This is a genomic window from Pandoraea vervacti, assembly GCF_000934605.2.
GTDB classification, from domain to species: domain Bacteria; phylum Pseudomonadota; class Gammaproteobacteria; order Burkholderiales; family Burkholderiaceae; genus Pandoraea; species Pandoraea vervacti.
This window is the reverse complement of the sequence record NZ_CP010897.2, coordinates 4808810-4822556: the sequence shown is the minus strand read 5'-3', so window position 1 is coordinate 4822556 and position 13747 is coordinate 4808810. Positions and strand designations below refer to the sequence as shown.

The window sequence follows — 13747 nt, the reverse complement described above, 5'->3', positions numbered from 1 at the left end:
ATAATGAGGAATAACGACGCCGTTCGGAGGAACGGCGTCGGCGGACGCTGGGTGAGAGACCGAGCAAATGCGGGGCACGTCACCCGGCATCGGCGGCATCGTCGTCGTCGCGCAGGCGCGTATAGATGTTCCAGCTCGCAATGAACAGGGCGGCGATGAGCGGCCCGATGACGAAACCCGTCAGTCCCAAAAGCGACATGCCGCCGAGCGTGGAGATCAGCACGACCCAGTCGGGCAGCTTGGTGTCCTTGCCCACGAGAATCGGGCGCAGCACGTTGTCCACCAGACTGACGATGGTGCCGCAGAACACGAACAGAATCACCGCTTTCCAGACGTGCCCGGCGAGCAGCAGCCAGATACCCACGGGCACCCATACCACTGCGGCGCCCACCGCCGGCAGCAGTGACAGAAACGCCATCACGACGGCGGCGAGCACATATCCCTGAATCCCGAGCACCGCGAAGATGAAGCCGCCGAGCACCCCCTGAGCTACGGCGACCGCGATGTTGCCCTTGACCGTGGCACGCACGACCGTGGTGAACTGTCGGATCAACAGGCTCTTGTGCCGCTCGTCGAGCGGCAGCGCACGGCGCACCATCGCGCCGAGCACCGTACCGTCGCGCAGCAGGAAGAACAGCAGATAGAGCATCACGCCGAAGCTCACGACCAGTTGGGCCGTGTTCTGGCCGATGCTCACGAGGTAGACGGCGACCAGACGCCCGATCTGCGCCGCGCCGTCTCCCAGGCGCTGCTGGATGGCGTTGACGTCCTGCACGCCGGCCAGATCCATGATGCGGTGAACGCTGGCCGGCAAGCGGTCGAGCAGTTGCTGGAACGAGACAGTCAGTTGCGGCAGATCGGTCTTGAAGCGCACGAGCGCTGTGCTGATCTCCTGCGTGAGCATGCCCACAACGAGCGTGAGGGGCAGGATCACGATCAGGAGAATCAGGGCGAGCGTGGTGAGGGCAGCGAGGTTGGGGCGCCCGCGCATACGGGCGAGCATGCGGCGCTGCACCGGCTGGAACAGCACGGCGAGGATCGTTCCCCAGAACACGGCGCCGAACAGCGGGAACAGAATCCATCCGAAGACGACCGTCACCACGAACAACATGAGGTGGAAGAATTTGCGCTGGTCGCTACGACTCGACATGAGGTTTCCTCGCAGATGACGACGCACGGGAAGGCGCGTCAGTCGTTCTTATAGCAGATGTGGATGGCGCCTCGGTCGGCGCGGATGGATTGTCGCTCGTCTACGGCGTCTCGCTGACGGCTTTCCGGTCCCCGAGAATGCGGTTGACGAGCGGGTGGCCTTCGCCGCGTCGCGAGCGAATGGCATGAATGTCCTCTTGGACCCCGTGCGGCCGACCCAGCCAGCGCAGACCGCGCAGCAGCGACACATCGCCCGCACCGGCCTCGCTCAGCGCAAACACCCCCAGGCCGCGCGTGGCGAACACCGCCATCAACGCGCTGTCTTCGAACTCCCCGACAATATTCGGGCGAATGCTCTGCGCCTCGAACCACTGATCGAGTCGGGCTCGCAGCGCGGAATGGCCGGTCGGCAATAATATGGGCAGCGCCGCGAGACATTGCGGGAAGGTGTCGCGCGCGGTGTTGCGCACGAGCGAGGCGGGTCCATACCAGTCGACCGGCGACTCGACCAGCCGTTCGCTCGCCAACCGCAAGGTCGGGTTGTACGGCGCGGGCTGGCTCGCGAGCACGAGGTCCAGCTTATGCAGCGCGAGTTCGCCAAGGAGTTGCTCGTGTTCGCCTTCGTGACAAACGAGCCGCAACGACGGCGTGTCGAGTATGGGTGCGAGAATGGCGTGAGCGGCGAGTTTCGAGATGCCGTCTGCAAGGCCGACGGCCAGACGCGCCACCCGACCGCTCGCCGCCTCGCGGACTTCGTCGGGAATCGATTGACCGAGGCGGAAGATTTCCTCCGCACGACGGAACGCCGCCTGACCGGGGTCGGTCATGGCGACGCCGCGTCCGGCGGGCTTGAGCAGTTGATGGCCGAGCGACTTTTCCAGCTCGCGCACCTGCGCGCTGATCGTCTGCACGGCCATGTCGAGGCGCTCGGCGGCACGCGCGAAGCCGCCCTCCTTGACGACCACCCAGAAGTAATAGAGATGGCGGTAATTCAGCATGTTGGTTAAGGCTTCGGAAAAACCGAACTAAGCTGAAGTATATAGCTGGTTTTTACGAAGCGAGCGTTCGACGATGATGCTGTCCTGAGCCCGGCACTACGTTGTGTGCGGGTTATGAAGGGGAGAGGTCCGCCACCTGAAGGTCGCGGACGCATCAAAAAACCTACGGAAACTCTGGCGCACATATGGACTATCTACTTGCTTTGGCGGCCGACCCTGCGGTGTGGGCTGCGCTGGTTACGCTGGTGGTCATGGAGGTCGTGCTCGGCATCGACAACCTGATCTTCATCTCGATTCTCACGAACAAGTTGCCGTTGGCGATGCGCTCGCGTACGCAGCGCATGGGTATCGCGCTGGCGCTGGTCATGCGCCTGGCGCTGCTGGGCACAGTTGCCTGGATCGCCAAGCTCACCACGCCGCTGTTCGAGCTGTTCAACCATGGCTTCTCGTGGCGCGATCTGATTCTGATCGCGGGCGGTCTGTTCCTCGTGTGGAAGGCGACGAAGGAGATGCATCACCACGTGGCAACCGGCATCGAGGACGAGGCGCACGGTGACGGCGCGTCGGGCGCGGGCACGTTGGCGACGATCACGGCGCGTGCGGCCGTCATGCAGATTCTGGTGCTGGATCTGGTGTTCTCGATCGACAGTATCGTGACGGCGGTGGGCATGACCGAGCACATCCCGATCATGTTCGTGGCCGTGATCGCGGCGGTGACAGCGATGTTGTTCATGGCCGGGCCCCTCTCGCGCTTCATTGCGGCGAATCCGACGGTGGTGATGTTGGCGCTGGGCTTCCTGCTCGTGATCGGGATGACGCTGATCGCGGAAGGTTTCGGCTCACACATCCCGAAGGGTTACATCTACGCGGCGATGGCATTCTCGGCGTTCGTCGAGGGGCTGAACATGCTTACGCGCCGGGCGAAAACCCGTCGTGAGGCGGAGAAGGCGCGCGTGTTGCACTAATTTGTAGCGCCGTCGGGAGACATGCAAGGTGCAAGCGGCGCCGGTGAGAGCCGGCGCCGTTTTTTTCGTCGTGCGTCGCATGTCGGCAAAGATCGCATGGACGGTGAGGACAGGCGGGAGCCGACAGCAGGTGAGTTCGTATTTTTCGAAGTCTGATGAATGTAAATGCAGGTTTTTCCGTTTTGCCGTGCCCGATACATTGAGGGCGTTGTCTTTTACGTGACGGAGCGAAACGATGAAATGTCCTGTGTGCGGCACCCCGGATTTGCTGATGACCGAGCGTCAGGGGGTGGAGATCGATTACTGCCCGAACTGTCGCGGCGTGTGGCTGGACCGGGGGGAACTGGACAAGCTGATCGAGCGAACCGACGGCATGCAGGGTGCATCGCGGCAGGTGGCGCAAGGCGGGTTCGGGCGGTCGGGATACGATTCACGCGATACGCATGGTATGCACGGCACGCATGGCATGCACGATAAGCGTCGGTACGCCCACGATGACGACCGACGTGACGGCCGTGAATATCGCGAGCCTGGCGATCAGCGAAGCGCGCACCACGGCCATGATGACCGCCGACGGCAGCACGACCGCCCGCGCAAGAAGAAGTCGCTGTTCGAGATGTTCGACTTCGACTGAGTGTCTCGAGACGAACGAAATCGCCCACGCTGTTGCAAGAGCGAACGAACAATAGAAAAAGCCGCTGAACCTTTCGGAACAGCGGCTTTTTGCATTTGGTGGCGAATCAGGGACTCGAACCCCGGACCTGCGGATTATGATTCCGTCGCTCTAACCGACTGAGCTAATTCGCCGTAGAAGAAAGATTATAGGTAGGCCCCTATAGGCTGTCAACAGGTATTTTGCGAAAACTATGAAAATGTTTGCGCACCGGCTGACGCGCATCGTCTGCATCAGCGCTTTCGCCCCCATCGGCTTCCCTCGCCCGCCTCCTTCCCCCACAAACGACAACGCCGGCGCCCGAAGGCTCCGGCGTCTTCCGACGTGTCTTACGCCCAGCGACTTATTGCGGCTCAGTCGTTGGCGTAGATGTCGACATCCTTCGTTTCCTTGATGAAGAGCATGCCGATTACGAAGGTGATCAACGCGATCACGATCGGATACCAGAGGCCGGAGTAGATGTCGCCCTTGGCTGCCACGATTGCGAAGGCCGTGGCCGGCAGGAAGCCGCCGAACCAGCCGTTACCGATGTGATACGGCAGCGACATCGACGTGTAGCGAATGCGCGTCGGGAACAGTTCGACCAGCATCGCCGCGATCGGGCCGTACACCATCGTCACGAAGATCACGAGAATCGCCAGCAGGATCACGACCATCGGCTTGTTCATCTGGGCCGGGTCGGCCTTCGCCGGATAGCCGTCTGCCTTGAGCGTAGCCGACATGTCCGTCTCGAACGCCTTGGTCTTGTCCTTGGCGTCCGCTGCCTTGCCGTCGACCGACTGGATCACCTTGTCACCGATCTTCACCGATGCCATCGTGCCCGCCGGCGCCGCTTCGTTCTGATAGTTCAGACCGGCGCGCGACAGGTAGCTCTTCGCGATATCGCACGAACTCGTGAACTTCGAGGTGCCCACCGGGTTGAACTGGAACGAGCACTCGTTCGGATCGGCGATGACCGTGATCGGCGAACGTGCCGTTGCCGCTTCGAGCGCCGGGTTGGCGTAGTGCGTGAGCGCCTTGAAGATTGGGAAGTACAGCAACGCAGCCAGCAGACAGCCCGCCATGATGATCGGCTTGCGGCCGATCTTGTCCGACAGGGCGCCAAAGAACACGAAGAACGGGCTGCCGATCAGCAGGCCGAGCGCGACCATGATGTTCGCGGTGTTGCCGTCGACCTTGAGCACCTGCGTCATGAAGAACAGCGAGTAGAACTGGCCCGTGTACCACACGACGGCCTGACCTGCCGTGAGGCCGACCAGCGCCAGAATCACGATCTTCAGGTTCTTCCACTGACCGAACGACTCCTTGAGCGGCGCCTTCGAAGCCTTGCCTTCCGCCTTCATGCGCTGGAATGCCGGCGATTCGCTCAGTTGCAGACGAATCCACAGCGAGACCAGCAGCAGCACGATCGACAGAATGAACGGGATACGCCAGCCCCAGTCGCCGAATGCCTCTTCACCCATCGCCATGCGGGTGCCGAGAATCACGAGCAGCGAGAGGAAGAGACCCAGCGTTGCGGTCGTCTGAATCCACGACGTGTAGAAACCGCGACGGCCATGCGGCGCGTGCTCGGCAACGTACGTGGCCGCACCGCCGTATTCGCCGCCCAGGGCCAGACCCTGGAGCAGACGCATGGCGATGAAGATCACCGGTGCCGCAATGCCCCAGGAGGCATAGCCCGGCAGCAAACCGACGACCAGCGTCGACAGACCCATCAGGGTGATGGTCACGAGGAACGTGTACTTGCGGCCCACCAGGTCGCCGATGCGACCGAACACGATGGCGCCGAACGGGCGCACCGCGAAGCCGGCGGCAAACGACAACAGCGTGAAGATGAAGGCTGCCGTCGGATTGATCCCCGAGAAGAAGTGACGGCTGATGAAAGCGGCCAACGAACCGGCCAGGTAAAAGTCATACCACTCGAACACCGTGCCCAGCGACGACGCGAAAATGACCTTGCGTTCTTCCTTGGTCATCGGCGCATGGGTGGTGGCTGCCGTTGTAGTAGCCATGCGGTTGTCTCCTGTAATGTAAGCACGCCCCTGGGACGCACCCGGGCCGTTGCAACTGATTATTGGAGCGCAACCTTACCGCCGTCTGACGCCAAACTGACTCGAACCTTACGCTGCTAGGGACTTACCCTCGACTTTGGCCCGAAATGGGTCGTATTTTGCGTGATTCCGTCACGCATGAGGGTTTTCGATAGGCGCCTCGGCGAGCGGTAACGTCACTCGAATGAGGGTGCCGGTTGCTTCGGGGTGCTGCGCGTCGACATGGTCGAGCACGCTCACATCGCCGCGATGAATCTGCACGATTTCACGCACGATCGCGAGCCCGAGTCCGCTGCCGTCGCTGTCGCTGCCGAGAATGCGATAGAAGCGCTCGAACACGCGTGGGCGCTCCGCAACGGGAATGCCGGGGCCGGTGTCTTCGACTTCGAGATGGACGAATCCGTCGGACGCCTCATGACGCAGGCGCACCGTCACCTTACCGCCGGCAGGCGTGTAACGGATCGCGTTGTCGATCAGGTTATTGAGCAACTCGCGCAGCATCACCGGCTGGCCGGACAGATGCACCGGGAACGGCGGCTCCTCGAAGCCAAGGTCGATGCGCTTGGCGAACGCGGCCTGGAACCAGTCCTGCATGGCGCTGCGTGCGAGCAGGCTGAGGTTGAGCGGCGTGAATGCGGCGGCGTCGTTCGCGCTGTTCTCCGCGCGCGCCAACGCGAGCAACTGGTTGACCAGACGCGCTGCCTGCTCGGAGCTCACGGCGATCTGCGAGAGCGAGCGCCGCAACTCGTCTGGCGAGGTCTGACGCAACGCGAGTTCGGCCTGCATGCGCAGACCGGCAAGCGGCGTCTTGAGCTGATGCGCCGCGTCGGCGATGAAGCGTTGCTGGAGCTTCATGTTTTGTTCGAGGCGTCCGAGCAGATCGTTCAGCGAGTTGACGAGCGGCGCGATCTCCGGCGGCGCCTGACGGGCTTCGAGCGGCGACAGGTCGTCGGGACGCCGGGCGCGAATGTGCTCCTGCAGCGCATGCAGCGGCGCCAGACCGCGCGACAGACCGAACCACACGAGCACGATGGCCAGCGGCAGGATCACGAACTGCGGCAGGATTACGCCCTTGATGATCTCGTTGGCCAGTTGACTGCGCTTGTCTAGCGTTTCGGCGACCTGAACGAGCGCCATGCTGCCGGGGGGCGTCATGCGCGGCAGATCGACATAGGTGAAGGCGACGCGAATGTCGTTGCCGCCGAGCGTCTCGTCGCGGAACTGGACGACGCCTGGCTGCGGCCGGTCGTCTTCATGCGGCAAGGGCAGTTCGGCCGTGCCGCCGACGAGTTCCCCCTTCGCGCCAAGGACCTGAAAATAGATGTTGTCGGTGGCGTCCGCACGCAGCAGGTCCCGGGCGGGCATCGGCAAGGCGAGCGTGACTTGCCCGCGATCGGAGTGGACCTGCTGGGCGAGGACATAGGTATTGGTTTCCAGCGCCCGGTCGAAGGGGCCGTTGGCGATCGACTTCGCGACCAGATACGTCACGGCAATGCTCATCGGCCAGAGCAGCAGCAACGGGGCGAGCATCCAGTCGAGGATTTCGCCGAACAGCGAGCGTGGCGGCGGCTCCGCCTCGCGCTCCAGCGGCGCGCCGAAGCCCGGGCGTACGAAGGGATCCGCGTAAGGGTCGAACGGATCGGCGGCGTCTGCCGGATGGGGCGATGCGTCGGGATCCGCAAGCGTGGCGCGATGAGGAGGGCGAAAGCTCAGACGCATCGGGTAGCAAGTCTAAAGAGGCTGAGGCGGCCGGGGTCACCGAACTGGCCGAAGTGGCCGCAGTGGCCGGGTGGCGGGATACGTCTGCACACCTGCACGTGCAAGACCCTTAAGCGAGGCGTGCGCCGACGTCGCAAGCGCGTCGCTCATTCCGCCTATCCCGTACATCCCGCCTGCGAGGGTCCTCAGGCAGCATTGGCGGGCGTTGCCGCCGGCTTTTCCAGACAATACCCCAAGCCGCGAATCGTGGCGATGCGTACGCCGCTGGGCTCGATCTTCTTGCGCAGCCGGTGCATGTACACCTCGATGGCGTTGTTGCTGACTTCCTCGCCCCAGCCACACAGGTGATCGACGAGTTGTTCTTTCGAGACGAGGCGCCCGGTACGCAGCAGCAGCACTTCGAGCAATTCGAGTTCGCGTGCGGACAAATCGAGCATCTGCTCATGAATATAGGCGGTGCGCCCGACCTGATCGAAGCTGAGCGGGCCATGACGGATGACGGTCGAACCGCCGCCTGCGCCGCGCCGGGTCAGGGCGCGCACGCGCGCTTCGAGTTCGGCGAGCGCGAACGGCTTGGCCATGTAGTCGTCCGCGCCGAGATCGAGACCTTTCACGCGCGCATCGACGCTGTCGGAGGCCGTCAGAATCAGCACGGGCAGATGGGAGTTGCGGGCGCGCAGTCGGCGTAACACTTCGTGACCGGGCAGGCGCGGCAGACCGAGGTCGAGAATCAGCAGGTCGAACGTCTGGGCAGAAAGTGCGGAATCCGCTTCGAGTCCCGTCTTGACGTGGTCGACGGCGTAGCCCCCCTGACGCAGGGAGCGGGTCAGGGCGTCGGCCAGAATGCTGTCATCCTCTGCGATGAGAATTCGCATGGGCGTGATAGGCTTGTGTAGGCACCGATGCCTGACGGCGGCGGTGTGTCTCCTGTGATGTTGCGGCGCGTGGTTCGCGGCTTTTTTTGTCGTTTCGGCGCTTTCGGACAACAGGCACTTGCAAAGAGCACTGGTTTTTTATACAGTACCGGCAGTCACGCCTCACTCGAGCCGTCTCGCTCATCATATCAAAGGACGATTCATGGAAGAAAGCAAGAAAGGGTCTGCCAATCTGTCGGCCGAGAAAGGCAAGGCGCTCGCCGCCGCCCTCGCGCAGATCGAGAAGCAATTCGGCAAGGGCTCGATCATGCGTCTTGGCGACGGCGAGGTCGAAGCGGACATCCAGGTCGTCTCCACGGGCTCGCTGGGGCTGGACATCGCACTCGGTGTCGGTGGTCTGCCGCGCGGCCGTGTGATCGAGATCTACGGTCCGGAATCGTCGGGTAAGACCACGCTCACGCTGCAAGTCGTGGCGGAAATGCAGAAGATCGGCGGCACGTGCGCGTTTATCGACGCGGAGCATGCTCTCGACGTCGGCTACGCGAGCAAGCTTGGCGTTTCGGTGCCGGAACTGCTGATCTCGCAGCCGGACACGGGCGAACAGGCGCTGGAAATCGCCGATGCGCTGGTGCGTTCGGGCTCGATCGACCTCATCATCATCGACTCGGTCGCGGCCCTGGTGCCGAAGGCCGAAATCGAAGGGGAAATGGGCGACTCGCTGCCGGGTCTGCAAGCGCGTCTGATGTCGCAGGCGCTGCGTAAGCTGACCGGCACGATCAAGCGCACGAACTGCACGGTGATCTTCATCAACCAGATTCGCATGAAGATCGGTGTGATGTTCGGCAACCCGGAAACGACGACCGGCGGTAACGCACTGAAGTTCTATTCGTCGGTGCGCCTGGACATCCGCCGTATCGGTTCGATCAAGAAGGGCGACGAGGTGGTCGGTAACGAGACCCGCGTCAAGGTCGTGAAGAACAAGGTGTCCCCGCCGTTCCGCGAAGCGATTTTCGACATCCTCTACGGCCAGGGGATTTCGCGCGAAGGCGAAATCATCGATCTGGGCGTCAACGCGAAGATCGTCGAGAAGGCCGGCGCATGGTACAGCTACAACGGCGAGAAGATCGGTCAGGGCAAGGACAACGCGCGTGAGTTCCTGCGCGAAAATCCGGACATCGCCCACGAAATCGAGAACAAGGTGCGTGCATCGCTGGGTGTTACGGCGATCAACGAAACCGGCGAGATCGAAGAAGACGACGAGGCGTAATCGCCTGTGTTGTCGGTGCGGCAGCGCGAGGCCTTATGGCATCGTGCTGCCGTTTTTGCTTTGTGGACCTGCGGTCTCGGTGTCTTCGCTTGATTTCGACGCCGACTCCGACGCCGACTTTGACGCTTATGCCGATGCCGATGCCGATGCCGATGCCGATGCCGATGCCGATGCCGGCTCGTGCTGGCATTCGTCGGGTGTCATGGTTTTTTCGCTCATGGGACTGCCGCTGATGGCGCTACGATGAAGTCATGATCAATCGCCGTCCTCCTCGCGCACCGAATGTGCCGCCACCCCCGCCCGGGGATGAGGCCGTCGCGGTCAAACCCTCCCGCAAACCCACGCTGAGCCTGAAAGGTCGCGCGTTGTCGTATCTTGCGCGTCGCGAATACAGTCGTGCGGAGTTGCGTCGCAAGCTGGCGTCCTACGCCGACGCCGAGGACCCCGAAGCGCTCGATCGGTTGCTCGACAGTCTGGAACGGGAGCGCTGGCTGTCCAACGAGCGGTTCGCCGAAAGCGTGGTGAATCGTCGCGCATCGCGCATGGGGACCACGCGTATCGTTGGCGAACTCAAGCAGCATCAGGTCGATGCTGAAACCGTCGCCGCGATTTCGGAGCAACTGCGCGAGACCGAACTGGCGCGGGCACATGCTGTCTGGCAGAAGAAGTTCGGCGAGGTCGCCACGACCCCTGAAGCACGCGCCAAACAGATGCGTTTTCTTGCGGCCCGGGGCTTCTCGCGTACCGTTATCAGCAAAATCGTACGGGGCGCCGACGAATTTTCGGACGACATCTGACGTCGGTCCCATCGTTTTCCTTATGGATGCGTGTCCATTTATCCGTGTGCGGCTAACGGCGCGTATCGTCGCGCAACCTGCGCCAATGCTCGCGTGACACGACGCCGTATCTCGCGTGACACGTCAATCGTCACTTATCGCGTTATGGCGTCGCACCATACCGGCGGGCAGAGGCGATAATCTGATTGACCGACCGATGGGTCGGGCAATTCCGCCTTATGCGGCGGGCTTCTGCTGCGCTGCGGCAGACGGGGCTGCCGCCTATGCTAGAATCAAGGTCTTTCTGCGTTCATGCATTGCACACTTCCGCATGCCGCTCTCCGCGCCTGCCTCTCGTACCTTGCGTCACCGTCGCACGATCGCTGTTGAAGCGTATTCGCGCGACGATGGCCTATGGGACATCGAAGCCCGACTGACCGATCACAAGGATCGGGATTTTGCATTGGCCACCGGCCTTCGCAAGGAGGGCACGCCGATTCACGAACTATGGCTGCGGCTGACGATCGACGAAGCGTTCGAAGTCCATGATGCCGAGGCTGTGTCCGACTGGGTGCCTTATCCCGGCATTTGCGACCAGATCGGCCCGCGATACCGTCAGTTGATTGGTCTTAACCTGCGGCGCGGCTTCCGGCGCGGGGTTCGCGAGCGCCTTGGCGGCGCGGCGGGCTGTACCCACCTGACAGAACTGTGTAGCGTCCTGCCGACGGCAGCGATTCAGGCTTTCGCCGGGGTGGTGATCGACACACCCGATACGGCGCTGGCGAGCAACGATGCCGAAGATTCGGCACCTCCTTTCCAACTCGGACATTGTCACGCCCTGCGGTTTGATGGCGAGGCGGTGCGCCGGTTTTACCCGCGCTGGTTCAACGGCCGCGCAAACGATCGAGCGAACGAGCCCACGACGCCCGTCACATCAGAAGCGGTGCGCGATGCGGCCTCGACTCGCGAGCTCGAACCCAAACTTCCAACTCAGCAAGAAGGGAATCACGCATGAAGATTCATGAGTATCAAGGCAAGGAAATCCTCCGGAAATTCGGAGTCGCGGTGCCCCGCGGCATTCCGGCGTTTTCCGTGGACGAGGCCGTGAAGGCAGCCGAAGAACTCGGCGGTCCGGTTTGGGTGGTCAAGGCCCAGATTCACGCAGGCGGTCGCGGCAAGGGCGGCGGCGTGAAGGTTGCCAAGTCGATCGAGCAAGTGCGCGAATACGCCGGCCAGATCCTCGGCATGCAACTGGTCACGCACCAGACGGGCCCGGAAGGCCAGAAGGTCAATCGCCTGTTGATCGAAGAAGGCGCCGACATCCACAACGAACTGTACGTCAGCCTGGTGGTTGACCGCGTCACGCAGAAGATCGTGATGATGGGTTCGAGCGAAGGCGGCATGGACATCGAAGAAGTCGCCGAAAAGCACCCGGAATTGATCCACCACGTCGTGATCGATCCGTCGGTGGGCCTGACGGACGCGCAAGCCGACGACTTCGCCAAGAAGATCAGCGTGCCGGAAGGTTCGATCTCGCAAGCCCGCACGATTCTGCAAGGTCTGTACAAGGCCTTCTGGGAAACGGACGCATCGCTGGCCGAAATCAACCCGCTGAACGTGAGCAAGAACGGCACGGTCACGGCGCTGGACGCCAAGTTCAACTTCGATTCGAACGCCCTGTTCCGTCATCCGGAAATCGTGGCTTACCGCGATCTGGACGAAGAAGATCCGGCGGAAGTCGAAGCCTCGAAGTTCGATCTGGCTTACATCTCGCTCGACGGCAACATCGGCTGTCTGGTCAACGGCGCCGGTCTGGCCATGGCCACGATGGACACCATCAAGCTGTTCGGCGGCGAGCCGGCCAACTTCCTGGACGTGGGCGGTGGCGCCACGGCTGAGAAGGTGACCGAAGCGTTCAAGATCATGCTGAAGAACCCGAACCTGACGGCCATTCTGGTCAACATCTTCGGCGGCATCATGCGCTGCGACGTGATCGCCGAAGGCGTGATCACGGCGTCGAAGGCTGTGTCGCTGAAGGTGCCGCTCGTCGTGCGCATGAAGGGCACGAACGAAGACCTGGGCAAGAAGATGCTCGCCGAGTCCGGCCTGCCGATCATCTCTGCGGACAGCATGGAAGAAGCTGCCCAGAAGGTTGTCGCGGCTGCCGCAGGCAAGTAACCAGAACAGTCGAAGCCGTCGCGGCGTGCGGCTCCCGAAAGGCTGAGCGCATACCGCCAGGCAACAGGACGAAGGAAATCAAGCAATGTCGATTCTGATCAACAAAGACACCAAGGTCATCACCCAGGGTATCACTGGCAAGACCGGCCAGTTCCATACCCGCATGTGCCGCGAATACGCGAACGGCAAGAACGCGTTCGTCGCCGGCGTGAACCCGAAGAAGGCTGGCGAAGACTTCGAAGGGATTCCGATTTACGGTTCGGTGAAGGACGCGAAGGAACAAACCGGCGCGACCGTCTCCGTGATCTATGTGCCGCCCGCAGGCGCTGCTGCCGCCATCTGGGAAGCTGTCGAAGCCGACCTGGATCTGGCGATCTGTATCACGGAAGGTATTCCGGTTCGTGACATGATCGAAGTGAAGGACCGTATGCGTCGCGAAGGTCGCAAGACCCTGCTGCTCGGCCCGAACTGCCCGGGCGTGATCACGCCGGACGAACTGAAGATCGGCATCATGCCGGGTCACATCCACAAGAAGGGTCGCATCGGCGTGGTGTCGCGCTCGGGCACCCTGACGTACGAAGCCGTGGGCCAGCTGACCGCATTGGGTCTGGGCCAGTCGAGCGCCGTCGGTATCGGTGGCGACCCGATCAACGGTCTGAAGCACATCGACGTCATGAAGATGTTCAACGACGATCCGGAAACGGACGCCGTGATCATGATCGGTGAAATCGGCGGTCCGGACGAAGCTGCCGCCGCCGAGTGGATCAAGGGCAACATGAAGAAGCCGGTCGTCGGCTTCATCGCAGGCGTGACGGCGCCTCCGGGCAAGCGCATGGGCCACGCCGGCGCGCTGATCTCGGGCGGCGCCGACACGGCCGAAGCCAAGCTGGCCATCATGGATGCCTGTGGCATCAAGGTGACCAAGAACCCGTCGGAAATGGGCCGCCTGCTCAAGTCGGTGCTGTAATTCCCGCCGGACGACTTCGTTGCGGCCGCCGGAACCGGCGGCGGTATCGCGAGTCATGAAAGAGGGAGCCCGGGACATCGGGCTCCCTCTTTTGCTATGGCGTTTGCGCCATCCTTGGTTGCATTCGTC

The 13747-nt window shown here is 62.4% G+C and carries 13 protein-coding genes and 1 tRNA gene; 8 read left to right on the top strand and 6 right to left on the bottom strand.

The window, feature by feature from the left end; all coding sequences use genetic code 11:
• Positions 1-79: 79 nt before the first annotated feature.
• Complete coding sequence (locus UC34_RS21020) at positions 80-1150, bottom strand: AI-2E family transporter (RefSeq protein WP_044457053.1); 1071 nt, start codon at positions 1148-1150, stop codon at positions 80-82.
• A 100-nt stretch (positions 1151-1250) separates the two neighbouring features.
• A complete protein-coding gene (locus UC34_RS21015; protein WP_044457052.1) occupies positions 1251-2147 on the bottom strand; it encodes a LysR family transcriptional regulator in 897 nt (298 codons plus the stop codon).
• Positions 2148-2332: 185 nt separating this feature from the next.
• Here UC34_RS21015 and UC34_RS21010 point away from each other — a divergent pair, with 185 nt between their 5' ends.
• Together UC34_RS21010 and UC34_RS21005 are read left to right on the top strand one after the other, a co-directional pair.
• Positions 2333-3112: a TerC family protein gene (locus UC34_RS21010; RefSeq protein ID WP_044457051.1), complete on the top strand. Its 780-nt coding sequence runs from the start codon at positions 2333-2335 to the stop codon at positions 3110-3112.
• A 235-nt stretch (positions 3113-3347) separates the two neighbouring features.
• On the top strand, positions 3348-3746 hold the full coding sequence (locus UC34_RS21005) for a TFIIB-type zinc ribbon-containing protein (RefSeq protein WP_044457050.1): 399 nt from the start codon (positions 3348-3350) through the stop codon (positions 3744-3746).
• A 96-nt stretch (positions 3747-3842) separates the two neighbouring features.
• Here UC34_RS21005 and UC34_RS21000 read toward each other — a convergent pair.
• The 4 genes from UC34_RS21000 to UC34_RS20985 form a co-directional block, all read right to left on the bottom strand.
• Positions 3843-3919 (bottom strand) — tRNA-Met (locus tag UC34_RS21000).
• A 219-nt stretch (positions 3920-4138) separates the two neighbouring features.
• Entirely contained in the window at positions 4139-5797 is a 1659-nt protein-coding gene (locus tag UC34_RS20995; RefSeq protein ID WP_044457049.1) for an MFS transporter, read from the bottom strand.
• A gap of 171 nt (positions 5798-5968) precedes the next feature.
• Positions 5969-7555, bottom strand: a complete 1587-nt coding sequence (locus UC34_RS20990; RefSeq protein ID WP_044457048.1) for a sensor histidine kinase — start codon at positions 7553-7555, stop codon at positions 5969-5971.
• A 185-nt stretch (positions 7556-7740) separates the two neighbouring features.
• On the bottom strand, positions 7741-8430 hold the full coding sequence (locus UC34_RS20985; RefSeq protein WP_044457047.1) for a response regulator: 690 nt from the start codon (positions 8428-8430) through the stop codon (positions 7741-7743).
• A gap of 202 nt (positions 8431-8632) precedes the next feature.
• Between UC34_RS20985 and recA the strand changes: the two genes are divergently transcribed.
• From recA to sucD, 6 genes are all read left to right on the top strand, one after another.
• Complete coding sequence (recA, locus tag UC34_RS20980) at positions 8633-9697, top strand: recombinase RecA (protein ID WP_044457046.1); 1065 nt, start codon at positions 8633-8635, stop codon at positions 9695-9697.
• A 79-nt stretch (positions 9698-9776) separates the two neighbouring features.
• A complete protein-coding gene (locus tag UC34_RS20975) occupies positions 9777-9944 on the top strand; it encodes a hypothetical protein (protein ID WP_157123261.1) in 168 nt (55 codons plus the stop codon).
• Between the two features lie 4 nt (positions 9945-9948).
• The gene (gene recX / locus UC34_RS20970) at positions 9949-10494 is read left to right on the top strand and encodes a recombination regulator RecX (protein WP_044457044.1); all 546 of its coding nucleotides are present in this window, start codon (positions 9949-9951) and stop codon (positions 10492-10494) included.
• Between the two features lie 310 nt (positions 10495-10804).
• Positions 10805-11488 carry a DUF2889 domain-containing protein gene (locus tag UC34_RS20965; protein WP_044458518.1) on the top strand — a complete coding sequence of 228 codons (684 nt, stop codon included), beginning with the start codon at positions 10805-10807 and terminating at the stop codon, positions 11486-11488.
• A complete protein-coding gene (sucC, locus tag UC34_RS20960) occupies positions 11485-12651 on the top strand; it encodes an ADP-forming succinate--CoA ligase subunit beta (RefSeq protein WP_044457043.1) in 1167 nt (388 codons plus the stop codon). Before UC34_RS20965 ends, sucC begins: the two co-directional genes overlap by 4 nt.
• A gap of 85 nt (positions 12652-12736) precedes the next feature.
• Positions 12737-13618: a succinate--CoA ligase subunit alpha gene (sucD, locus tag UC34_RS20955; protein ID WP_044457042.1), complete on the top strand. Its 882-nt coding sequence runs from the start codon at positions 12737-12739 to the stop codon at positions 13616-13618.
• The last annotated feature ends 129 nt before the right edge of the window (positions 13619-13747 follow it).

What these genes read in the sequence shown, in the direction of transcription:
- UC34_RS21020 (WP_044457053.1), bottom strand. Translation starts at nt 1,150, where the DNA reads ATGTCGAGTCGTAGCGACCAGCGCAAATTCTTCCACCTCATGTTGTTC.
- UC34_RS21015 (WP_044457052.1), bottom strand. Translation starts at nt 2,147, where the DNA reads ATGCTGAATTACCGCCATCTCTATTACTTCTGGGTGGTCGTCAAGGAG.
- UC34_RS21010 (WP_044457051.1), top strand. Translation starts at nt 2,333, where the DNA reads ATGGACTATCTACTTGCTTTGGCGGCCGACCCTGCGGTGTGGGCTGCG.
- UC34_RS21005 (WP_044457050.1), top strand. Translation starts at nt 3,348, where the DNA reads ATGAAATGTCCTGTGTGCGGCACCCCGGATTTGCTGATGACCGAGCGT.
- UC34_RS20995 (WP_044457049.1), bottom strand. Translation starts at nt 5,797, where the DNA reads ATGGCTACTACAACGGCAGCCACCACCCATGCGCCGATGACCAAGGAA.
- UC34_RS20990 (WP_044457048.1), bottom strand. Translation starts at nt 7,555, where the DNA reads ATGCGTCTGAGCTTTCGCCCTCCTCATCGCGCCACGCTTGCGGATCCC.
- UC34_RS20985 (WP_044457047.1), bottom strand. Translation starts at nt 8,430, where the DNA reads ATGCGAATTCTCATCGCAGAGGATGACAGCATTCTGGCCGACGCCCTG.
- recA (WP_044457046.1), top strand. Translation starts at nt 8,633, where the DNA reads ATGGAAGAAAGCAAGAAAGGGTCTGCCAATCTGTCGGCCGAGAAAGGC.
- recX (WP_044457044.1), top strand. Translation starts at nt 9,949, where the DNA reads ATGATCAATCGCCGTCCTCCTCGCGCACCGAATGTGCCGCCACCCCCG.
- UC34_RS20965 (WP_044458518.1), top strand. Translation starts at nt 10,805, where the DNA reads ATGCCGCTCTCCGCGCCTGCCTCTCGTACCTTGCGTCACCGTCGCACG.
- sucC (WP_044457043.1), top strand. Translation starts at nt 11,485, where the DNA reads ATGAAGATTCATGAGTATCAAGGCAAGGAAATCCTCCGGAAATTCGGA.
- sucD (WP_044457042.1), top strand. Translation starts at nt 12,737, where the DNA reads ATGTCGATTCTGATCAACAAAGACACCAAGGTCATCACCCAGGGTATC.